Source organism: Lactiplantibacillus mudanjiangensis (assembly GCF_005405385.1).
GTDB lineage: Bacteria > Bacillota > Bacilli > Lactobacillales > Lactobacillaceae > Lactiplantibacillus > Lactiplantibacillus mudanjiangensis.
The window spans coordinates 211,277-233,648 of the sequence record NZ_BJDY01000007.1 but is presented as its reverse complement, the minus strand read 5'-3'; the positions used below and the strand labels follow the sequence as shown (position 1 = coordinate 233,648).

Genomic DNA, 22,372 nt, shown 5'->3' with positions numbered 1-22,372 from the left:
GTCCACATCGTAAAGTCCGGCAAAATCATCCGGCCTAACGATGTTTTCACGGCCGGCGCCATCACTGGCTAGCTCCGGTTAGTTCGTTATATCTGTTTCGCAATCAGCATCATAGTCGAGAGTGCCTTCACATTGAGTCAGCCATGAGAAGCTTTTAGCGATTTATCGCTTAGAGGTGGGCGAACGGTAGGTGGCAGGGATGGCTACTTTTAGTTATAAGCGTGCTTGGTTTGTTAACCGAGGCGCTTTTTTTGATGTCGTAAAAGCACTGTTTTTAATCTTAAACGGTTGGTTGCTTAGTCGCGTGGTCTTAAACGCAACTACTAATGATAGTCCGTTCTCCTATAATAGAAACTTGTAAGCAGGGTGCTGATTAAAAAAATAAATTAAAAAAGATTGTGAGATGGCTCAAATGTGTGGCTTTGCAGGATGTTTAACTGATCGAACTAAGGCTGACCAAACCGACTATGACGAAACTGTTCATGAAATGACCAAGATGATGGTTCATCGTGGCCCCGACGATTCGGGTTATTTTGCCGATGATAAAATCACCATGGGTTTCAGACGGCTCAGTATTATTGATTTAGATGGTGGTCATCAACCACTATCATATGAAAATGAACGTTACTGGCTCACTTATAACGGTGAAATTTATAACTATTTAGAATTACGCGAAGGCTTGTTGGCAGAAGGTTATGAATTTAAAACCGATTCAGATTCTGAAGTGATCTTGGGCATGTATGCAAAATACCATGACCAATTAACGACCTATTTACGCGGTATGTTTGCGTTTGTCATTTGGGACAAGCAGGAACAAACGTTGTTTGCGGCGCGTGATCAATTTGGCATTAAGCCATTTTATTACGCATTAGCGAACCAAAACTTCTATTATGCGAGTGAAAGTAAGGCAATCTACAAGATTTTAAAGGCCAAAACGTTTGATAAGGACGCGTTGCAGGATTATATGACATTCCAATATGTTCCCGAAACGGCAACGCTAACTAAAGAAATTAAACAGTTGGCACCCGGTTGTACCTTAACGAAAAAAGTTGGCTCAGCGCCGGTGATTAAACGGTATTATCATCGTGAATTTCATCCAGTTCCACGGCCTGAAGCCGTTTATGCCAAAAAAATTAAGGAGACATTGTTCGATTCTGTCAAGATTCATATGCGTTCAGATGTCCCAGTCGGAGCCTTTCTATCAGGCGGCATTGATTCATCGATTGTGGTGGCGATGGCTAAACAGTTTAATCCGAATCTTCAAACGATTTCGGTGGGGTTTGAACGCGAAGGGTATAGCGAATTAGATGTCGCTCAAGAAACTGCCGAGCAATTAGGTGTGGATAACTTTAGCATGACGATCACGCCAGAAACTTTTATGAAAGCTTTTCCACATTTTGTGTGGAGCATGGATGAACCGTTGGCTGATCCGGCCGCAGTGCCACAGTATTTCTTAACTAAAGAAGCGCGCAAACATGTCAAAGTGGCGCTAACAGGGGAAGGTGCCGATGAACTCTTTGGCGGCTATACGATTTATCACGAACCAGAATCGCTAAAGGCCTTTCAGTATACGAAACCAATTAACGGGGCCTTGAATCGAATTGGTGCGATGATGCCAGCCGGAATGCGCGGTCGGTCCTTCTTATTGCGAGGGACAACACCACTAGCAGAACGCTATGTCGGAAATGCCTTTATCTTCAATGAAGCTGAAAAGCAGCGTTTCTTCAAGAATTACGATCAAACGCATCCGTTCCAAAACGTGACGCGACCATTCTATGAAGAATCCGTCGATTATGACCCCATCAGTCGGATGCAATTTATCGATATGCACACTTGGTTAAACGGAGATTTGTTACACAACGCGGATCGGACGGCCTTGGCACATAGCCTAGAATTACGGACACCGTTTGTTGATCGTGAGGTGTACAACTTAGCGGCAGAGATTCCAGCCGATCTTCGGATTAGTCATGGTACGACCAAATATATTTTACGTAAGGCCGTTGAAGATGTAGTTCCAGCCCATGTTTTGCACCGTAAGAAGCTTGGTTTCCCCGTGCCTATTCGTTTCTGGTTAAAGGACGAAATGTACGATTGGGCACGCCAGATTATCAATGAATCACAAACTGATGACTACTTTGATAAAGGGTATTTTCTAAAGCTGTTAGATGATCATCGCGATGGCGTTGCCGATAACTCCCGGAAGCTTTGGACGATTTTAACGTTTATGATGTGGCATAAGATCTATGTTGAAAGTGACACATTAATGGATAGCGTCACCGCTAATGCGCAAGCACAACGCGTGGAATTGCCCTTGAGTTAAGTTGAAAAGTGACAGGTGATTAGCAGTTAAAAATCCTTTTTGATTGTCGCCTACCGTTCGCCCACATTGAGCCGGAACGCTGTGGGTGGACCGGCCTAGCCAAAAAGTGGTCTAGGCCGTCGTTTTGAACCACCAAAACCGTGTTTCAAAAGCGCCAGTCTCTAAGCGATAAATCGCCAAGAGACGCCTACGGCTGGGCTCAATGTGGACTCACTCTTGGCTATGATGGTGGGCTAGCTAGGATCAATACATTCACGATTACCAAGGTTAAATCTTTAGAAAATGAAAAGCAGTTGTTGACCATCGAGTATAACTCGGTGATCAACAACTGCTTTTTTAGTGCTAATTAAGTTTTAACGGACAACCATGACGGCAATTGGTGAATACTTAGCCATATAAGCGGCTTGGCTCCCAAAGTGCCGAGCAATGCCGCGTTTAGCGATTGACCCAATCACTAATAAATCTGGTTGAACATGAGGAATCACATCTTTAACGATGGTTTCACCAGGTTCACCTTCCGCGATCATGGCGCGAACTTTAGTCACACCAGCTTCTTGAGCTTGTTTTTGATATTTCAGAATATGTTGTTCAAGTTCGGCACGTTCACCATGCACGTAATCTTTACTGAGAGCTTGATAAACGTTCATATCATCATCTTCTAAGACGGATACAATGACAAGTTCAGCATCATCTTGAACAGCTTGATGAATCGCGTAATCAAAGGCCAATAAAGCATCGGCTGAATCATCGACCCCGACTAAAATACGTTGAAATTTTGTACTCATTATTTGGCCTCCTTAGCGGCAGCAGCCAATTGTTGTTCAGCGTAACGCTTGTTCCCACGTTGTAAGTCGTAGATGGCCCAAGCAAGTAACGCTAAGATAGCAACGATTAAGATGTAAGCGATGATCTTAGCTGCTGATTGTTCGCCTGATGATGGGTTATCACCAAAGAAGGCGAGGACTGAATCAGGTAACCCAATTAAGTTCAAGACAGTTAACCCAATAACGGATAACCAGCCTAACCCTTTAACCCATAAAGAGTTCTTGAAACGTTTACCCATTTCAGCTTCACTGTCAGTCATCATGAGTAATGGCAACATTGAGAATGGTAAAGCGAAGGCTAAGAAGACTTGTGAGTTATTCATTAAGTTATTCAAAGCGGTATGTTCATCAATGGCACTCTTACCACTGGTTAATAAGACACAGATTAGCACTGGAATAACAGAAATCAAACGAGTCACTAACCGACGTAACCAGAGTGGCATCCGCATGTGGACGAACCCTTCCATGATCACTTGACCAGTTAAGGTCCCGGTAATGGTTGAGTTTTGACCAGAAGCAAGTAAGGCCACGGCGAATAAGACCGATAAGATCCCAGATTTGGCAACGCCAATCAGCACACCGTTACTTAATGTTGAAGTGTCTGATAAGGCTTGGAACAAACCGAAGAATGATGGATCTTTAACAGCACCAGTCTTGAAGACGGCAACCCCCATGATTAATAAGAGGGAGTTGACGACAAAGGCAAATGATAATTGGATGTTTGAATCCCAAGCTGAGAACTTAACCGTCCGAGCGACATCTTCCTCATCGTTATGATCAACTTTCCGTGTTTGTGAAACCGCGGAATGCAAGTACAAGTTATGTGGCATAACGGTTGCCCCGATGATCCCGAGTGATCCAGATAAGGGGGTCATCCCAGCAACACTCTTAGAGGTTGAGAACGTTGCAGCAGTTGGCACTAAGCCTTTGATCACGCCACCCCAATCAGGATCTGATAAGGCAACTTGATAAACAAAGACTAAAAGAATCACGACAATCAAACAAACGACGATGGCTTCGATTTTCCGGAACCCAATTTTCGTCAATAATAGCAAAACTAAAACATCTAAAACGGTAATAAATACTGAAATGACTAATGGAATATGGAATAAAAGATATAACGCAATTGCGGCCCCGATAACTTCAGCGATATCGGTCGCCATGATAGCTAATTCAGTGAGTAACCATAAAACAATCCCTAAAGATTTACTGGTCCGAGCACGAATGGCTTGGGCTAAATCCATCTGACTCACGATACCAAGTTTGGCTGCCATGTATTGTAACAACATCGCGATCAAACTTGAGATCAAGATGACAGACATCAACATATATTGGAAATTTTGTCCCCCAGTAATTGACGTTGACCAGTTACCTGGATCCATGTACCCCACGGCAACTAACGCACCAGGACCGGAATAGGCCAATAAGGTCTTCCAAAAACTCATGTTCTTCGGAACTTCAATCGTCCCGTTAATTTCTTCTAGCGAAGGGCCGTTCGCATATTCAATTAGTTTATGCTTGCGCCCCGCCGTTTCTTTACCTTCGCTCAATGTAATTTCCCCTTTCTTAACTCATGGAACGATTATTATTGTACAATAAATAAATAAAAAGTAAACTATTTTTTAGGGCAACCTAGAAAAGAAATTGGATGTGAGAGAATGCGCAAGAGTGTGGCGAATTATTTGAAAGCGATTTACGAAGCGAGCTATTTGCAGGGGGGGACGAGTAATAAGCAAATCGCTGAATTACTACAGGTGGCGGCGGGTTCAGTGACTGAAATGGTCAGTTATTTAGCGGATGAAGGCCTTGTTCAGCGGCAGAAGTATGGTCAGATTCAACTGAGTCAAAATGGTATGAAAAAAGCTTGGAAATTAATTTATCGATACCGGCTATTTGAAGTTTGGCTCTCCGAAGTTTTGAAATTACCATTATTAAAAATACCGACGCAGGCATGGCATCTTGCAACGGCTAATGATGAGTTGTTAATTAGCCGATTAAATATGACTCTAGCTGAGCCACAGCATAGTCCGTTTGGCGGCTGTATTCATACGCCGAATGAGCAGCCTGTCCAGCTACAACCGTTAATTGAAGCTCAAAAAACACAGTTTGTGACCATTCATAGTTATTTGGAACAACCGGATATGATTCAATACTTTGACTACGCGGCGTTGCATTTAGGCCAAAAACTACAGTTGATTGATAAGAATCCTGACTTACAGGTGATCGCTTTGCAGGATGCTGATGGGCACAAATACCTACTCAATTGGCGCTTAGCCCGCTATATTTATGTGGTAAACGCTTAGTCTTTAGTGGCAATTAATGATATAGTTACAACACACACATGAACCTACACAGCCAAAGGGAAGGACTATGTAAAATGTTGGAACTAAAGCATATTAAAAAGTATTACCAAGTGGGCGATTCAACGACTAAAGCGCTTGATGACGTCTCGGTATCATTTCGACAACGTGAATTCGTTGCCATTCTAGGACCAAGTGGTTCTGGGAAGACGACCATGCTTAATGGTATCGGCGGGCTAGATGTTTATGATTCTGGCGATCTGATTATCAAAGGAAAATCAACGAAAGACTTTAAGGCAAGCGATTGGGACGCTTACCGGAACAATTCCGTTGGGTTTATTTTCCAGAGTTATAATATTATCGGCCATTTAAGCATTCTCAATAACGTGGAAATGGGAATGACTTTAAGTGGTGTTGGCAACGCTGAAAAGAAAGCCAAAGCGATTAAAGCCCTAGAACGGGTTGGCTTAGGACCACACATGAATAAACGGCCTAATCAACTTTCTGGTGGGCAAATGCAACGGGTCGCCATTGCCCGCGCGATTGCTAATGATCCTGAAATCTTGTTATGTGATGAACCCACTGGGGCGTTAGATACAGAAACCAGTGTTCAAATCATGGACCTGATTAAGGAATTATCAGCGGAACGCTTAGTTATTATGGTGACACATAATCCAGAATTAGCTCAACAATATGCTAACCGGATTATCAATTTTGCTGATGGGAAGATTCAACATGATTCGAATCCGTATGAAGAAGTGGCCGCGGACGATAATTTTGCCTTGAAGAAAACCAAGATGACGTTCTGGACCGCTTTGAAGTTGTCCTTTACCAATATTAAGACTAAGAAAGGGCGGACCGCCTTAACAGCTTTTGCCTCAAGTATTGGGATTATTGGAATTGCGGTGGTCTTGTCCTTATCTAATGGGTTCCAAAAGCAAATTGATAAGACCCAAAGTAACACGTTAGCGCAAATGCCGATTACGATTTCGCAAACGGTGACGAGTCAAAGTACGGGCACTAAAGATACGACGAAGACAGCTAAAACGGGTCAAATCAAGGCCAAAACCAGTCAGTCTGATCAAGCAACACATACGAATAAGTTAACGAAAAGCTACCTAACGTATATTAAAAATCTTGATCCAAAACTAAGTAAAAATGTGACTTATACGTATTCGACGGGGATGAACTTAATCCGTAAAGTCGATGGTAAGGTCAAAACGGTCTCATTTTCAAACCAAAATAGTAAAAATGGAAATAGTGCTTCGGCCGCAATGGCTAGCATGACCGGCGTTGGCACGTCAGTTTATCCTGGCGGTAGCCAACAACAATCATTCTTAAAGAAACACTACACGGTCATCAATGGGAGTTTGCCAACTAAGGCTAACGAAGTAGTTTTGATTACTGACCGTAAACGGAATACCAACATCAATGCATTAAAGAACCTAGGCTTTGATGTGAAGAGCAACCAAAACTTGAGTTATGCCAAGGTAGTGGGTACGACGATTAAGTTGGTTAACAACAACGATTACTATCAAAGTTTACCAACTGGGAATTACTTACCAAATAAGTTGACAACGAGCCTTTATCAGAATTCAGACAATCAAACGATTAAGGTTGTCGGTATTTTGAAGGCCAAGAATAAGGATTCTGAAAATGTTTTGGCAACGGGGATTGCGTACAGTGATCAATTATCCAAAAACGTGATCAGTGCCAACAAGAATTCTAAGATTGTAAAGGCGCAAAAAAAGAGTGATAGTAATGTCATGACTGGCGCTAAGGTGGATTCGGATACGAAGACCAGCTTAGTGAGCTACTTAGGTGGTTCAACGACACCCGCTAGTATTTTGATCTATCCAAATAGTTTCAAGAACAAAGATAAAGTCTTGAAATACTTGGATAAGTACAATAAAGGCAAGTCTAAAGCCAACAAGGTGATCTATACCGACTTGGCTGGGACAGTGTCAACGTTAACCGGTGGTTTAATGGACGCGATTACTTATGTCTTAGTTGCCTTTGCCGGCATTTCGTTAGTCACGAGTATGATTATGATTGCGATCATCACGTACACGTCAGTCCTTGAGCGGACCAAAGAAATCGGGATTTTGAAAGCCTTGGGGGCACGTAAGAAGGATATTACGCGGGTCTTTGATGCTGAAACTACGATTTTAGGAGTGGCTTCAGGTTGCTTAGGGGTTTTGATTGCGTGGGGCTTAACGTTCCCAGCCAATGCGATTTTGAGTAATATTACAGGACTCAATAATGTGGCGCAATTGAATCCAGTACATGGATTAATCTTGATTATCATTAGTACCGTCTTAACGGTCTTAGGTGGTCATGTGCCAGCTCGGATGGCAGCGAAGAAAGATGCCGCAACGGCGTTACGTTCAGAATAGTTCAGAGTGTAAGCCAAGGCGGTTAACGATCGAGCATAGCCTAGTCAAGACAATGATTGGGGTTTTCAATCGTTGTCTTGACGTAGCTAAGCGGAGAGCGTTACCTTTGGTTGCACGTTTCGACAGCTCCACACAAAAAGCACTTGAGATGAATTCTCAAGTGCTTTTTTAGACTTAACCAAGCGCTGCAGCGGGCTGTGGTAAAACGGCCAGTTGGGCTTTAGTTAAGGTAAATTGTTGTTGTAAGTGAAAGTCGCCGGACATTTCTGTCTGAGAGGAGGCTTGGAACACTTTCAAACTTTGTTGCGCTAGGTCTAATTGATAGACTTGGCGTTTACCATCGACATCGACTTCAATGGCGGTTCGACCAAAAGGCTGCCACCAGAAATCTTGGGTAGGTAAAACTTGGATGCGTTGTAAATAAAGAACTAAATCATTTGGGCTCATTAAGATTACTCCCTTCCGTTTGAACCATCTTTATTATACATCGTTAGGTTGATAATTTAAAATGTTTTGGTGATCCTAATTAAAAACAAGAGCTTTATCTTGCCGCCTAACGTTCGCCCACGTTGAGCCGGAACGCTGTGGGGGGACAATTCAAGCCAAAGTGCGGTCTTGAATTTCGTTTTGAACCGCCAACACCGCGTTTCAAAAGCGCCAGACTCTAAGCGATAAAATCGCTAAGAGTTCCCACGGCTGGGCTCAATGTGGACTCACTGTCGGCTATGATAGTGACTAATTTGGTCTGGTTAATCATAACAATTTTATTGGAGCCAACCGACGATAAAGTCATTAGTTCGAATGACTTTCTTTACAGCGATTAGTCTATTATCGATAAGGGTTCTAACGCTGTATTTATCCTTCAAATCCTAATTTACAGATCGTTCAACTTCAAATCCAGCAGCGGTCAAGACGGCATTTACCGAAGCCACAGTTGGACTATCAACGCGTATTTCAATAATACGGTCGGTATGTCGGCGGACGACCATTAAGGTTTTGATGCTTAAGCTGTGTTCGGCTAAGACTTGACCGAGTTTGAAAATGACACCCGGACGGTCATGATGAATGATGACTCGGGTAACCACGCCATTGTCACCATAATCAGTGATGTTTAAGAAGGCAGCCAAAATGTCATTATTGGTGATAATGCCGACTAAACGGTCAGCTTGCATGACGGGTAAAACACCAATTTTGTGGCGATGCATTTTGTCAATTGCGGCTTCTAATTGAGCGGTAGCCGCAATCGTTTGAACAGTGGTGATCATAATACTGGCGACGGTCGCTTTGGTTAATAAATAATTGGTTTCATAGACGGACAAACTGGTGGCAGACGAGGGTAACGCTTTGGCAATGCTGCCCTGGGTGACTAACCCCACCAGTTGATTGTCAGCCAGAACCGGTAAGCGATGAATATCATTAGTTCGCATTAATTCAATTGCCACACTGATACTCGTATCGGGATGGGCCACGATTAATTTAGTGGTCATGTAATCTGCTACACTCATAGTTTCCCTCCTAGATAGGCTTCTTGGACAGCGGGGTTAGCCAAAAGTTCTGCGCCAGTCCCACTTAACTTAATATGACCGCTGGCAAGCACGTAACCACGGTTGGCAATGGACAAGGCTTGTTTGGCGTTTTGTTCGATTAGTAAAACGGTGGTGCCTGCCGCGTTGATGGCTTGAATAATGGTGAAGATCTCTTGAATGAAGATTGGGGCCAAACCCATCGAGGGTTCGTCAAGGAGCATCAATTTCGGCTTAGCCATGAGGGCACGTCCCATCGCGAGCATTTGTTGTTCGCCACCGGAAAGCGTTGCGGCATCTTGGTGCCGACGTTGTTTAAGCACGGGAAAATAGTTATACACGTCTTGATAACTTTGCGCTAAGTTAGCCCGGTCGCGTCGCAAAAAGGCACCTAGTTGTAAATTTTCTTGAACTGATAACCCCGGGAAAATATGACGGCCTTCAGGAACTTGAGAAATGCCAGCATGCACGATCTTAGGTGCGGCTACTTTTTGCAAAGATTGTTGTTGGTAGGTGATTTGACCACTGGTTGGTCGTAAAATTCCCGAAATTGTCTTTAAAATAGTGGATTTTCCAGCCCCGTTTGCCCCAATTAGCGTGACAATCTCGCCAGTGTGAATGTCAAAACTGACTTTTTTAACGGCCTGAATCGCGCCATAGTTTACGACTAAGTCTTTAACAGTTAGCATTAAGCGTCACCTCCTAAATAAGCTTTAATCACCGCCGGATTTTGTTGGATTTCACGTGGCGTTCCTTCAGCTAATAACGCGCCGTGTTCCAGGACATAGAGCCTTTCGACGACCGTCATGACAAGAGACATATCATGTTCGATTAACACCACAGTAATGTGAAAGTCTTGCTGAATTTGTCGGATTAGTCGGGTTAAATCAGCGGTTTCTTCAGGATTCATTCCTGCAGCAGGTTCATCCAAAAAGAGTAATTTGGGTTTTGTCGCCAAGGCACGAACAATTTCTAATCGTCGTTGGACGCCGTAAGGGAGATTTTTGGCCGGCTGATCGGCAACGGCGCTTAGGTCGAAAATCGCAATCAGCTTTTCGGCGGCTACGGTCATGGCCGTTTCGGTGCGATAAAATTTGGGTGTCCGTAATAAACTACTGATGAATCCTTCATGATAATGGTTCGTCATGGCAATTCGAACGTTGTCCAAAACCGTTAGTTCTTTAAATAGGCGGATGTTTTGGAAAGTTCGCGACACACCGGCTTGAGCAACTTGTGCCGGTGTTTGACCGTTAACCGTTTTGACGCCATGATCAGTATAGAGACTAATCGTCCCAGCACTAACCGGGGTAACGCCGGTTAGTAAGTTGAAAAGCGTGGTTTTGCCAGCCCCGTTTGGCCCGATGAGGCCGATGAGTTCATTTTGATCGAAGTGAACTGAGACATTGCTGATGGCGTTTAAGCCGCCAAAGTTTTTGACGAGCTGGGTGGCTGTTAATAATGGACTACTCATGGTCAGCCACCTCCTGACGGTTGAAACGTTTAAAGGATAGTTCCCAAGTGCCGAGCAGGCCGGCTGGTTTAAAGATCATGATCAGAATTAAGGCTAATGAATAAATGATCATCCGTAACGTCCCGAAATTTTGCAAAATCGTGTCCAACGCACCTAAAACAATCGCGGCTACAAAGGTTCCAGTAATACTGCCAACGCCACCAAGGACGACGATAATCAAAATGGCAATCGATGCCATGATGTTGAAGTCACTAGGGGCGATTGTTTGAATGTAAGCGGCATGTAATGAACCACCAACGGCTGCGGTAGCCGCCCCGAAAACGAAAGCTGCGAGTTTCCAGCGAGTGGTATTTAACCCCATTGCTTCAGCGGCAATCTCATCTTCGCGAATTGCCATGATGGCTCGGCCACTGCGACTGTGGATAAAATTCACGGTCATGATGGTGGTGATACACATGATGACATAGACGGTAGCCCATGAGGCGAGGGCGGGAATGTTGAAAATTCCGGCGGCGCCATTGGTGATTTTTAAATTATTAATTAACAACCGAATGATTTCGGCCGCCCCCATGGTGGCGATGGCTAAGTAGTCCCCGCGCAAACGCAAGGTGGGGATCCCAACGATTAAGGCGGCGATAATGGCGATGATGACGCCAATGAACATTGACAAGTAAAAGCCACCAATAGTCGTGATAGTGGGAGTGATAATCCCAGTGGCGTAAGCCCCAATTGCCATAAAGCCGGCATGGCCTAGTGAAAATTGGCCAGAAAAGCCAATAATTAAATTCAAACCGATGGCTAAAATCACGTTAATGCCAATGGTGACCAACATATTTTCAATAAAGGTATTAATGATCCCTGCAAATTCAAGACCATCAATCAAGATGAAGCCGAAAATCATTAAGCCGGCCCAAACTAAATTTGCTTTTAATCGTGTGCGCATAGCAGTCACCTACACTTTCTCTTTAACGTTTTTACCGAAGATTCCCGCTGGCATCACCAGTAAGATGACGATGAGGACCAGGTAAACAACGGCATCTTTATAAGCTGAGAGGCCAATCGCTTGGACGGCCGTTTCCAGAATCCCGATAATGAAGCCACCTAATGACGCACCTGGAACTGAACCAATGCCACCAATAACGGCCGCTACGAATGCTTTAATGCCGGGCGTCATCCCCATCAATGGATCAATCGAGTTATAGTACAAACCGATCAAAACGCCCGCGGCACCAGCCATCGCTGAGCCTAAAGCAAACGTAAATGAAATGGTGTGGTTAAGGTTAATGCCCACCAATTGGGCCGCAGTTGGATCAACAGCAACGGCCCGCATGGCTTTGCCCATGGTCGTTTTTTTGATAATTAATTCTAGGAGTAACATCAAGCCACAAGCCGTCCCTAAAATCAGCAATTGGACATTAGAAATCTGCAGGGAACCTAAGTGATAGGTCACGGTTTTAATCACTTGTGGAAAACTACGGGTATTGGCGGTGAATAAGTAAGACATGCCATTTTCTAATAAGAAGGACACCCCAATCGCGGTAATCAAGGCCGTAATCCGTGGTGAATGTCGTAGGGGACGGTAGGCACAATATTCAATAATGACGCCAACTAAGGCACAAAATAGCATCGCTGAAAGCATCGCCGCGATGAAACTGAAATGTAGGACGTTAATCACGTAGTACCCCCAAAAGGCACCCAACATATAAATATCACCATGAGCGAAGTTAATTAATTTAATAATGCCGTAAACCATGGTATAGCCCAAAGCTAGTAACGCATAAATACTGCCTAATGAGAGGCCGTTAATGAGTTGTTGTCCAATTGTTTGCATGAAATTCCTCCCTGAAAATGGCCGTTATTTGACGTTATAGGTTTGTTTTACGATGCCGTTAGTCAACTTTTCAACGACGATTGATTTTTCTGGATTATGTTGTTTGTTCATGGTAATGGTGCCAGTGACCCCTTTGAAGTTCTTCAAGCTGGCCAAGCCGTTCGCAATTTTGACCGAGTTAGCGGAGTCTTCTTTTTCAATCGCCGCTTTAATCATGTAAACCGAATCGTAAGCCAAGGCTGAGAAGGTTGGCGCTGTCGTGTGATATTTGGCTTTGAAAGCTTTCAAGAATTTTGCGGCGGTCGTGTTGGTCGTCCCAGATTTCGTTGAAAATGGTGTGGTGTAGTAAACGTTGTTGGCGTTTGAATTACCTGCAATTTTAGCCAACTTAGCATCGGCCATGCCGTCACTCCCCACAATTGGCACCTTGATGCCAGCTTGGCGGGCTTGCTTAATAATCAAGCCGAGTTCGGAATAGTAACCTGGCGCGTAAATGGCGTCAATCTTTTTATGTTTCAAAGCGGTCAAGATGGCATTGAAATCTTTGTCGCCTTCTTGGAATGTTTGACTGCTGGCAACGGTGCCGGTGTAGGCCTTTTTGAACGCTTTAGTCAGGCCAGTCCCGTAATCGCTAGAATTATCGGTCAAAATGGCCACGCGTTTGGCTTTCAACGTTTTAGTGACAAATGTTGCGGCTGATGAGCCTTGGAAATTATTTTGGTAGCAGGCGCGGAATATGTAGGGCTGAACCTTACCGCTCTTTTGAAGCGTATAGCCGGGATCAGTCGCCGATGGGCTAACCGATGGGACGGCGGCTTTGGTCATGTTGGGAATTGCCGCGGTTCCGGCATTGGTAGCGGCTGGACCAACAACGGCAACGACTTTATCGTTGTTAACGAGTTGTGCGGCGACCGAAGCGGAGGTGGTGTTTGACGTTTTGTTGTCACGGATGACCAATTGAACTTTCTTTTTGGTGTTGCCAACCTTAATGCCGCCTTGCTGGTTGATCTGGTTAACGGCTAATTGAATCCCTTGTTTTTCTTGTTCTCCGTAGCCAGCTGCTGAACCAGAGAGTTCCATATTGACCCCAATTTTAATCGTTTTGCCGGCAGTGTTGCCTTGGCTACTGCCATTGGATTTAGCGGTGCTACAACCAGCAAGTAGCATGGCGATCGCGCCCCAGGTAGTTAGTTTAGTGGTGATATTTGCCCATTTTTTCATAATCAATTCCTACTTTCTTTTTTTGATGGTGCGGGTGGTGCGTGGACTAGCGGACCTCCTTTTGACTAACAAAAAAGCCTCATCCACTGTCGTGAATGAGGCGAAAAAAATAGTACCAAGCCTCATTACCACAATGGGAAAGAAGGGCTCAGTACTTGAATTTGAGTGGTTAAGCTCAAGGTCAAGTGACCGGGTCCTTCTTCAATAATAATAAGGCTAAGTTTTGAACAGCAAGGGTGGTTACTAGGTTAAGTTGTTTAGCTGCTTGCAATTTCATCATGGTAACGCCCTCGCTTTCAAAATGGTTTTGGTTTAGTTGATGTGCTCTAGAATAATTAAAAAAAGATGTGATGTCAAGGACGTTTTTAATTTTATACATCATTTTATTAACGAAAAATGAAGCTATCTTATAGAAGAGATGAATATTGAAAAAAATTACGATAAATAATTTTGAAGCATGCTGGATAGGATGCAGTGCATTTTTTAATTAAACTTTTGTGAAATTTAATACAAACGAGCGTAAATCAGTTATAATGGAGACTATAGTAAACGGTTGCGAAGAGAAAGGAAGTTATTTAAATGGTAGAAACAGTTTTGCAAAAAGAATTGGTTAATAATGATTTTAAAGATGTGCTGTTTGGTCGGCGTTCAGTACGTAAGTTTGATCCAACGGTAACCATTCCAGCTGAGGAATTACAAGCAATGATCGCCGAAGCAACGAGTGCCCCATCGGCCTGTAATTTACAATCATGGCATTTTGTGGTGGCCAATAGTGAGGCAGGTAAAGCCAAAGCAAAATCAGTCTTGATGCCATTTAATTACCCACAAATTGATACTTGCTCAGCGATGATCTTTGTCTTAGGTGACACGCAATCACATACGGTTTATCGTGATGTGTGGAATAAAGCGTGTGAAGAAGGCAAGATCACGCCAGAAAAACGCGATGAAATCTTCAGTAGCTTCCTCCCAATGTATGAAAAAGGGAGTCGTGAATTTTTAATTGGTGATGCCACAATTGATAGTAGTATGGTAGCGATGCAGTTGCTCTTGGTTGCGCGGGCTCACGGCTATGCGGCTAATCCAATCGCTGGCTATGCGGCTGATAAAGTGGCAACGACCTTTGGGTTAGATGCAGAACGTTACGTGCCTGTGATGGCGATTGCGTTAGGTAAGGCTGCGGAAACGCCAATTGAATCTGATCGTTATGATGCAAAAACGTTAACTGATTTTATTTAAACTGAATAATTTGGGAGCAATGTTAGCTGATAACTGACATTGCTCTTTTTATTTGTTGGTGAAATTTAATCCTATTGACATTGTTTAATCAAAATCTCATAATAGTGATCATTATAAAAGCTGGTTCAGACGGTGATGTTAGTAGTATCACGTTATCTTTGTTCCAAGTGATCGTAAAAGGAAGTCATTAACTTGAAATTTGAAGAATCAAAAATTTTACAACAGTTACCGAAGCAATTTTTTGCTAATTTAGTGAAAAAAGTAAATGCCAAGGTCGCGTCAGGGGCTGATGTGATTAATTTGGGCCAAGGTAATCCTGATCAGCCAACGCCCGAGTTTGTGGTCAAGGCGATGCAACAAGCTACGGCCGATCCGGCTGATCATAAGTACTCTTTATTTCGTGGATTACCACGACTTAAACAAGCGGCGGCTGATTTTTATCAACGCGAATATGGGGTTGAACTAGACCCGGAAAAAGAAATTGCCATTTTGGGTGGGAGCAAGACTGGGTTAGTGGAACTACCGTTGGCCTTGTTGAACCCTGGCGATACGATGATTTTGCCTGATCCAGGTTATCCAGACTATTTATCGGGGATTACGCTAGCCCAAGTTAAACTCGAATTGTTGCGATTAAAGGCCAAAAATCAATTCTTACCGGACTATGCCGACCTTGACCCAAAAGTTGCGGCTGCTGCTAAATTACTCTATTTGAATTATCCGAATAATCCAACCGGTGCGGTGGCAACACCAGAATTTTTCCAACAAACGGTTGATTTCGCTAACGACAAGCAAATTGGCATCGTCCATGACTTTGCATATGGTGCGATTGGGTTTGATGGGCAACGTCCCGTAAGTTTTTTACAAACACCGGGAGCTAAAGATGTCGGAATTGAAATGTATACATTGTCGAAATCTTTCAACATGGCCGGCTGGCGTATTGGCTTTGCGGCTGGGAATGCCGATATGATCGAAGCAATTAATCTGATTCAAGATCACCTCTTTGTCAGTGTCTTTCCAGCTATTCAAGATGCGGCGATTGCGGCTTTAAATAGTGATCAAAGCACCGTTAATTCCTTAGTAGCGTTGTATGAAAAACGGCGCAATCAATTTTGGACAGCCGCGCGCAAGATTGGCTGGAAACCTTATCCATCTGGCGGATCATTTTATGCTTGGATGCCGGTACCCGAAGGCTATACGAGTGAAAGCTTTGCGGATCTGCTATTAGACAAAGCTGCGGTAGCTGTTGCGCCTGGTAATGGATTTGGTGACGGTGGTGAAGGTTATGTGCGTGTGGGGTTATTGATTGATGAACCACGCTTCACCGAAGCTTGCGAACGGATCGCGAAGTTACATTTATTTGACTAAAGGTTGAAAGCTAAATGTATTGGTCGAAACCTTAGCAACATTGACTTAAGTTGAATTAAATTTTTCACCTACGCCAGCCAGCGATTCTGCCGGCTGTGGGGACCGATTCCAGCCACAGTGCCGGCTTCCATCTCGCTTTTAAGCCTAGCCAGAACCGCTAGTCTCAAAAGTCGTCCACATCGTAAGCCCGGGAAAACCATCCGGACTAACGCTGTTTTCACGGCCGGCGCCATCACTGGCTGACTCCAGTTATCATGCGGATGCTAGTTAATTAGCGATCACTATTATAACCGAGAGTGAGCCCACATTGAGCCCAGCCGTGGGAGTCTCTAAGCGATTTATCGCTTAGAGCCTGGCGTTTTTGAAACACGGGTTTAGTGGTTCAAAACGACGGTTCAGACCGCTTTTTGGCTGAACCGGTCCGCCCACAGCGTTCCGGCTCAATGTGGGCGAACGGTAGGTGGCAAGTATGACTACTTTTGATCGATGAATGCTTATCATATCAACGATTATTGTTAAAACCTAGCTTTCAACCTTTAGTTATTTGATAAATAAGTTGTTTACTTGAGTTTGGGATAAGACCTAAGCTCTTTTTTGTGCAGCTTGTTCGAGAATAGATCCTTGATTTAACAGTGTTAGTCTAACTAAAAGTCGTTATTTGTCATCTTTTTCTTGACCTCGAACGCGTTCGAGAACGTATGCTTGATTTATCGAAAAACGAGTTGAGGGATGTGGAGATTGATGATTAAATATTTATTTGCTGATTTAGATGGGACATTGTTAGATCCAACCGGAAAAGTTAACGCGGAGACAGCCCAAGCGGTTCAAACACGAGGCTTGCCGGTGACGTTAGTTTCAGCGCGGGCACCAATGGAAATGCAGGCCGCTGTTGAAGCGTTACAATTAAGTGGCCCACAGATTGCGTTTAATGGCGGCTTAATTTATGAACAACAAGCAGGTCAAATCGTGCCATTACAAATGCACCCAATGAAACATACGCGAGCCGAGATGTTATTGGACTTTATTAAAAATGAGTTTCCTGGGGTAAGCTTGAGTTGCTATACCAGAGATCAATGGTATACCGAACGGGTTGATGGCGGGGTCCGACATGAGCAACAGTTGACGGGGCAACCAGTGACCGTCACTAAATATGATGACCTATTGGCTGATACTGCTAATCGGATTTTTAAAATTACGGTCATTACGTTAGACTTTAAGTTAATCAGTGCGTTGGCAGCGGCGCTAAAAAAGTTAAATTACCCAGATATTAGTGCTAAATTGTCGGGATTGACTTATTTGGAAATTACGAGTGATGCGGCTCAAAAGTCGCGTGGAATCCACTTTATTCAAGATGAATATCAGTTGGCTAAAGCCGAGCTGGCCGCGATTGGGGACAGTGAAAATGATCTGCCAATGTTTGAACAAGTGGGAATGCCGATCGTGATGGGCAATGCCGCGCCTAATATTCAAGCAATCAGTCCTTATATAACGCAAACTAACGCTGAAAATGGCGTGGCTTATGCCTTACAACATTTCTTGAAGGAGGACTAAATATGGCTAATATTCGGGATGTTGCTCGGATTTCCGGTTATTCGGTATCGACCGTTTCCCGAGTGATTAATCAAAAAAATTATGTCTCTGAAAAGACGCGGGCCGCAATTCAAAAAGTTGTTGATGACTTAGATTATGTCCCTAACGACGTGGCTCGCGATTTAAGTCGCGGGAAGACGTTCAACGTTGGGGTCGTTTTACCACATTCAGATCATCCGTACTTTACTCAGTTGATTCATGGGATTACTACCGCAGCTTTTGCGGCTAAATATCATGTGGTCTTATTGTCATCACGTTATGATGCCGAATTAGAGCGTGATTACTTGGAAGGATTACGTCGGAAGGCCTATGATGCATTGATCTTTACATCGCATGGGTTGCCATTAACACAACTAGCACGCTATCGGAAATATGGTTCGATTGTTGTTTGTGAACAGCCAGGGGCGAGTGGCATTCCAGCCGCGTATGCGCATCGCCGAACGACTTATCGTGAAGCGCTGGCATATTTAAAAGCGCAAGGCTATCACCACATTGGCTTGATGTTGAGTCGACCGATTGCGGTTAGTGCAACGAGTCAAGCAACTGCCGATGCCTATCGGGCCGTCTTTGGTAGCAAACCAGCTACTAAGGATTGTGCCACTGATGTGATTACGTTAGCTGATGGTCAACGAGCGGCTACTGATTTTATTAAACGGGGGCTACAGTTCGATGCAATCTTGGCTAATAGTGATGATATTGCGATTGGGGTGACCCGTGCTTATCGACAAGCAGGCTTACCGGTCCCGTTTTTAATTGGCCAAGAACACCAACTTTCAGGAGAAGTCGCCCATTTACCGACGATTGATCACTATTTCAAAAAAGTCGGTGAAAATGCCTTACAATTGGCGATTAGCGGGGCGGCCACTAATATTGCCATTGATGCTACGTTTATTGCCAAACAATAAAGATAGTTAGGCTAAATGAAAAAAACTAACAAAATTTTATCGCACCAAATCCTAGCATTGGTAAGGGTTAGTGCGATTTTATTTCGATTTTAGTTAGAAAAATAGTTAGTTTTTGTTGTATTAAACTAACAATGGTGCTAATATAATGATCATTCAAGTTAACAGGAGGAAAAAACAATGACAACTTCAAGTCGAGACTTATTTAATAGCTTTGGTAAATTGATGCAGAATCGGGCATTTATGATGGCGGTGATGCACCAGCGTGAAATTGCTGGCATGGACGGTATGCGCAATAACGGTCGTGGTCAAATGCGATTGTTACAACTGTTATCGCAATCACCAGATGGCCTAACCAATGCGGAAATTGCCGAATTATTAGACATTCGGCCAAGCTCAGTTAGTGCCACGATTAGTCGGTTGGAAGATGCTGAGTTAGTGGAACGAATTCCGAGTGAACGTGATAAGCGGGCGGTAATCGTCCGGTTGAGTGAGAACGGGCAAAAGTTATTTGCCAATCATGACGATAAAGTCGATGACCTGACTGACAAACTTTTCAGTGGGTTGACCGATGAGGATAAGGCTGATTTACAACGATTATTGACGAAATTAAGTCACAGCGTTGCTGATTTAGATTTACGGGACTTCATGCCGCGTGGTGGTGAAATGCATCATCATGGTGGCTGGGGTCGGCGCTGGTTTTAAAAATTAGAAGATCGAGGCATTTGAGATGGAACGTAGAATGAGTGCACCGCGTTCGGCGGCGTCAGCAAAGCGTAGCAAGTTTGATTTACGGGGATTTTTACATTTGATTCGACAAACGAAGCCCCGTTACTGGCAGTTATGGATTGGGTTAATCCTTGGCATGATTGCCACCGGGGCTCAACTAATTGTCCCGAAGTTTGCCCAGACGTTAATTAATGGCTTTAGTCATGGGATTAACCAAACACTGTTGTGGGCTGTGATTGGTTTATTCGTTGCCAGTGCGGTGATTAGTGCATTGTCGGGAACCTTGCTAGGTATTTTTGGTGAGAATGTTGTGGCTAACTTACGGCAAACGTTATGGCAAAAGTTAGTTCGACTAAAGGTAAGTTACTTTGATGATGTGAAAACCGGTGAGATGACGTCGCGGTTAGTGAATGATACGACACAAATTAAAGATTTGCTCGCCAATTCGTTTCCACAAATGATCACCTCGTTATTACAACTCTTTGGTGCCTTAGCAATCATGTTGTTGATGGACTGGAAGATGACCGCCCTTATGTTTATTGCGGTACCGTTACTCTTGTTGTTGATGCTACCAATCATGAATCAATCAAGTAAAGTCGGCCGCCAACGGCAAGATGCGTTAGCGAAATTTAGTGGCGAGACTGATGAAACCTTGAGCGAAATTCGATTAGTAAAATCATCCAATGCTGAAGCGTACGAAACGACTACCGGTTTTGGGCAAATTAAAGCGTTATACCAAATTGGTTTAAAAGAAGCGATCTATGATTCTGTCGCGGGTCCGATCATGACGGCGGGCATGCTGGCCTTGTTTGTTGGCGTATTAGTGTATGCCGCTGCTCGAGTTGCTGCTGGGACAATGACGATGGGCACGTTGGTTTCATTCTTAATGTATCTCTTTCAAATTGTGGGACCAGCCGGGACGTTAGCCCAGTTCTTTACGACTTTGTCCAAGGCAAATGGGTCAACAGAGCGTGTACGCGATTTGTTAAAAGAACCAGAAGAAGCTTTAGATAGTGGTCACACGCAGTCAGTCACGGACCAAACTTTGGCAATGTCACACGTTGACTTTGCGTATGATGATGGGCAAAACGTGTTGCAAGATGTGAACTTTGAAGCTAAACCAAATACGGTTGTAGCGTTTGCTGGGCCTTCGGGTGGTGGTAAATCAACCATCTTTGGCTTACTGGAACGTTACTATCAACCAAGCACTGGTCAAGTCACGATTGGTGGTCAAAATGTGGCTGATTTGAATTTGAGTGATTGGCGGTCACAAATTGGCTACGTTAGTCAAGATTCGGCGATTATGGCGGGGACAATTCGTCATAACTTAACGTATGGGTTTGATCGTGATTTTAGTGATGATGAGCTTTGGCATGCTTTACAATTGGCTTCGGCTGATCAATTTGTTAAAGCCATGACGGATGGCTTAGATACGCAGGTCGGTGAACGTGGCGTCAAGGTCAGTGGTGGTCAACGACAACGGTTAGCGATCGCTAGAGCTTTCTTACGTGATCCAAAGATTTTGATGTTGGACGAAGCAACGGCCAGTTTGGATTCAGAATCAGAAGCAATGGTTCAAAAGGCTTTGAGTGAATTGATGAAAGGGCGGACAACGCTCGTCATTGCTCATCGTTTGAGTACGATTGTGGATGCAGATCAAATCTACTTTGTTGAAAATGGCCATGTTAGTGGGCACGGTACGCATCAAGAGTTAATGGATCAACTACCGTTGTACCGCGATTATGTGAAGATTCAGTTTAAGGAATAGTGGTGATTAGATGCAGAAAATTCTCTGTATTGGCAGTAGCTTTGGCAGTGATGGGACGCATTATGTACATGAACTCGCTGCGAGTTATGGGATTGAGACGAAAGTTGTTAATCTATTTTTGCCAGGTGGGACGTTTGAACAACATTGGACGAATTTACAGGATGAGACGCCAGTCTACCTATATGAAGAAAACGGCCAGTTCACTAAGCAAAAAGTAAGTTTGTCGGCGGTACTAGCTGCTGAGGATTGGGATGATATTGTGTCCCATCAAGCGAGTGGTTTTACCGGAATTCAAGACCCAGCCTGTCATTATGCGGCGTTACTGTTTGACTATTTGAAGCATCATTGTCCACAAGCGCATCTATGGCTGCAACAAACTTGGGCTTATGAAGTTGGCTGTGAACGCGAAGCTTTTGCTAAGTATGATTATAATCAATTCTTGATGTATCAGGAATTAACGGTGATTTATCAAGCCTTGGCGGAAGAATTTCATGTTGGCGTGATTCCAGTAGGAACGGTTATTCAAAAGTTACGTCAAACGGCCCCATTTGACGTTGCTAAAGGTGGTCGTTCATTGAATCGTGATGGTATGCATTTGGACTTCGTGTATGGTCGTTATGCGGCTGGTACAACTTGGGCAAAAGCGTTGTTGGATCTGGATTTGAGTGATCATCGATTTGAACCGACAGCCCAGTCTGAGGCTGAACTGACGACATTGATTGATGAAACAGTGATGACAACTTAAAGGAATAATTGGCGATTAACTTGAATGAAGTTGATCGCTTTTTTGGTACGTAAATGATCAGTTATTTCATTTTTTAAAATTGGCATATGATAAATTTTTACATGAATAATACAATCTTTTTCTGAAAATGAACACAATGTTTACCCATCAC

Annotated in this window: 19 protein-coding genes; 10 read left to right on the top strand and 9 right to left on the bottom strand. The window is 43.8% G+C overall.

The annotated features are described in order from the left end of the window. Positions 1-412: 412 nt before the first annotated feature. Positions 413-2,320, top strand: coding sequence for an asparagine synthase (glutamine-hydrolyzing) (gene asnB / locus FFM84_RS14440; protein WP_130846213.1), 1,908 nt, complete (start codon positions 413-415; stop codon positions 2,318-2,320). A gap of 353 nt (positions 2,321-2,673) precedes the next feature. On the opposite strand, the gene FFM84_RS14435 is transcribed toward asnB, so the two are convergent. Both FFM84_RS14435 and FFM84_RS14430 read right to left on the bottom strand, forming a co-directional pair. After that, the gene (locus FFM84_RS14435) at positions 2,674-3,105 is read right to left on the bottom strand and encodes a universal stress protein (RefSeq protein WP_130846150.1); all 432 of its coding nucleotides are present in this window, start codon (positions 3,103-3,105) and stop codon (positions 2,674-2,676) included. Beyond that, positions 3,105-4,694, bottom strand: a complete 1,590-nt coding sequence (locus tag FFM84_RS14430) for an Nramp family divalent metal transporter (protein ID WP_130846149.1) — start codon at positions 4,692-4,694, stop codon at positions 3,105-3,107. Before FFM84_RS14430 ends, FFM84_RS14435 begins: the two co-directional genes overlap by 1 nt. 108 nt (positions 4,695-4,802) lie before the next feature. Here FFM84_RS14430 and FFM84_RS14425 point away from each other — a divergent pair, with 108 nt between their 5' ends. After that, the gene (locus FFM84_RS14425; protein WP_130846148.1) at positions 4,803-5,447 is read left to right on the top strand and encodes a metal-dependent transcriptional regulator; all 645 of its coding nucleotides are present in this window, start codon (positions 4,803-4,805) and stop codon (positions 5,445-5,447) included. A gap of 74 nt (positions 5,448-5,521) precedes the next feature. Continuing rightward, complete coding sequence (locus FFM84_RS14420) at positions 5,522-7,840, top strand: ABC transporter ATP-binding protein/permease (RefSeq protein WP_130846147.1); 2,319 nt, start codon at positions 5,522-5,524, stop codon at positions 7,838-7,840. A 174-nt stretch (positions 7,841-8,014) separates the two neighbouring features. On the opposite strand, the gene FFM84_RS14415 is transcribed toward FFM84_RS14420, so the two are convergent. The 7 genes from FFM84_RS14415 to FFM84_RS14385 all read right to left on the bottom strand — a co-directional run bounded on the left by FFM84_RS14415 (position 8,015) and on the right by FFM84_RS14385 (position 13,886). Continuing rightward, positions 8,015-8,287: a hypothetical protein gene (locus FFM84_RS14415; RefSeq protein ID WP_130846146.1), complete on the bottom strand. Its 273-nt coding sequence runs from the start codon at positions 8,285-8,287 to the stop codon at positions 8,015-8,017. Between the two features lie 422 nt (positions 8,288-8,709). Beyond that, the gene (locus tag FFM84_RS14410) at positions 8,710-9,345 is read right to left on the bottom strand and encodes a CBS and ACT domain-containing protein (protein WP_130846145.1); all 636 of its coding nucleotides are present in this window, start codon (positions 9,343-9,345) and stop codon (positions 8,710-8,712) included. Beyond that, complete coding sequence (locus tag FFM84_RS14405) at positions 9,342-10,052, bottom strand: ABC transporter ATP-binding protein (protein WP_130846144.1); 711 nt, start codon at positions 10,050-10,052, stop codon at positions 9,342-9,344. The genes FFM84_RS14410 and FFM84_RS14405 overlap by 4 nt, the downstream gene beginning before the upstream one ends. Beyond that, positions 10,052-10,834: an ABC transporter ATP-binding protein gene (locus FFM84_RS14400; protein WP_130846143.1), complete on the bottom strand. Its 783-nt coding sequence runs from the start codon at positions 10,832-10,834 to the stop codon at positions 10,052-10,054. The genes FFM84_RS14405 and FFM84_RS14400 overlap by 1 nt, the downstream gene beginning before the upstream one ends. Next, the gene (locus FFM84_RS14395) at positions 10,827-11,777 is read right to left on the bottom strand and encodes a branched-chain amino acid ABC transporter permease (RefSeq protein ID WP_130846142.1); all 951 of its coding nucleotides are present in this window, start codon (positions 11,775-11,777) and stop codon (positions 10,827-10,829) included. The genes FFM84_RS14400 and FFM84_RS14395 overlap by 8 nt, the downstream gene beginning before the upstream one ends. A 9-nt stretch (positions 11,778-11,786) precedes the next feature. Then, a complete protein-coding gene (locus FFM84_RS14390; protein ID WP_130846141.1) occupies positions 11,787-12,665 on the bottom strand; it encodes a branched-chain amino acid ABC transporter permease in 879 nt (292 codons plus the stop codon). A gap of 24 nt (positions 12,666-12,689) precedes the next feature. Next, the gene (locus FFM84_RS14385; protein ID WP_130846140.1) at positions 12,690-13,886 is read right to left on the bottom strand and encodes an ABC transporter substrate-binding protein; all 1,197 of its coding nucleotides are present in this window, start codon (positions 13,884-13,886) and stop codon (positions 12,690-12,692) included. Positions 13,887-14,465: 579 nt separating this feature from the next. Here FFM84_RS14385 and FFM84_RS14380 point away from each other — a divergent pair. From FFM84_RS14380 to FFM84_RS14350, 7 genes are all read left to right on the top strand, one after another. Continuing rightward, the gene (locus tag FFM84_RS14380) at positions 14,466-15,122 is read left to right on the top strand and encodes a nitroreductase family protein (RefSeq protein ID WP_130846139.1); all 657 of its coding nucleotides are present in this window, start codon (positions 14,466-14,468) and stop codon (positions 15,120-15,122) included. 192 nt (positions 15,123-15,314) lie between these two features. Beyond that, positions 15,315-16,487 carry a pyridoxal phosphate-dependent aminotransferase gene (locus FFM84_RS14375; RefSeq protein ID WP_130846138.1) on the top strand — a complete coding sequence of 391 codons (1,173 nt, stop codon included), beginning with the start codon at positions 15,315-15,317 and terminating at the stop codon, positions 16,485-16,487. A gap of 741 nt (positions 16,488-17,228) precedes the next feature. After that, entirely contained in the window at positions 17,229-18,038 is an 810-nt protein-coding gene (locus tag FFM84_RS14370; RefSeq protein WP_130845969.1) for an HAD family hydrolase, read from the top strand. 2 nt (positions 18,039-18,040) lie between these two features. Further along, positions 18,041-18,982 (top strand): LacI family DNA-binding transcriptional regulator, encoded by a 942-nt coding sequence (locus FFM84_RS14365; protein ID WP_130845968.1) that lies wholly within the window; start codon positions 18,041-18,043, stop codon positions 18,980-18,982. A 177-nt stretch (positions 18,983-19,159) separates the two neighbouring features. After that, positions 19,160-19,684 (top strand): MarR family winged helix-turn-helix transcriptional regulator, encoded by a 525-nt coding sequence (locus FFM84_RS14360; RefSeq protein ID WP_130845967.1) that lies wholly within the window; start codon positions 19,160-19,162, stop codon positions 19,682-19,684. A gap of 25 nt (positions 19,685-19,709) precedes the next feature. After that, positions 19,710-21,476, top strand: a complete 1,767-nt coding sequence (locus FFM84_RS14355) for an ABC transporter ATP-binding protein (RefSeq protein ID WP_130845966.1) — start codon at positions 19,710-19,712, stop codon at positions 21,474-21,476. Positions 21,477-21,486: 10 nt separating this feature from the next. After that, positions 21,487-22,221: a DUF4886 domain-containing protein gene (locus tag FFM84_RS14350; protein ID WP_130845965.1), complete on the top strand. Its 735-nt coding sequence runs from the start codon at positions 21,487-21,489 to the stop codon at positions 22,219-22,221. The last annotated feature ends 151 nt before the right edge of the window (positions 22,222-22,372 follow it).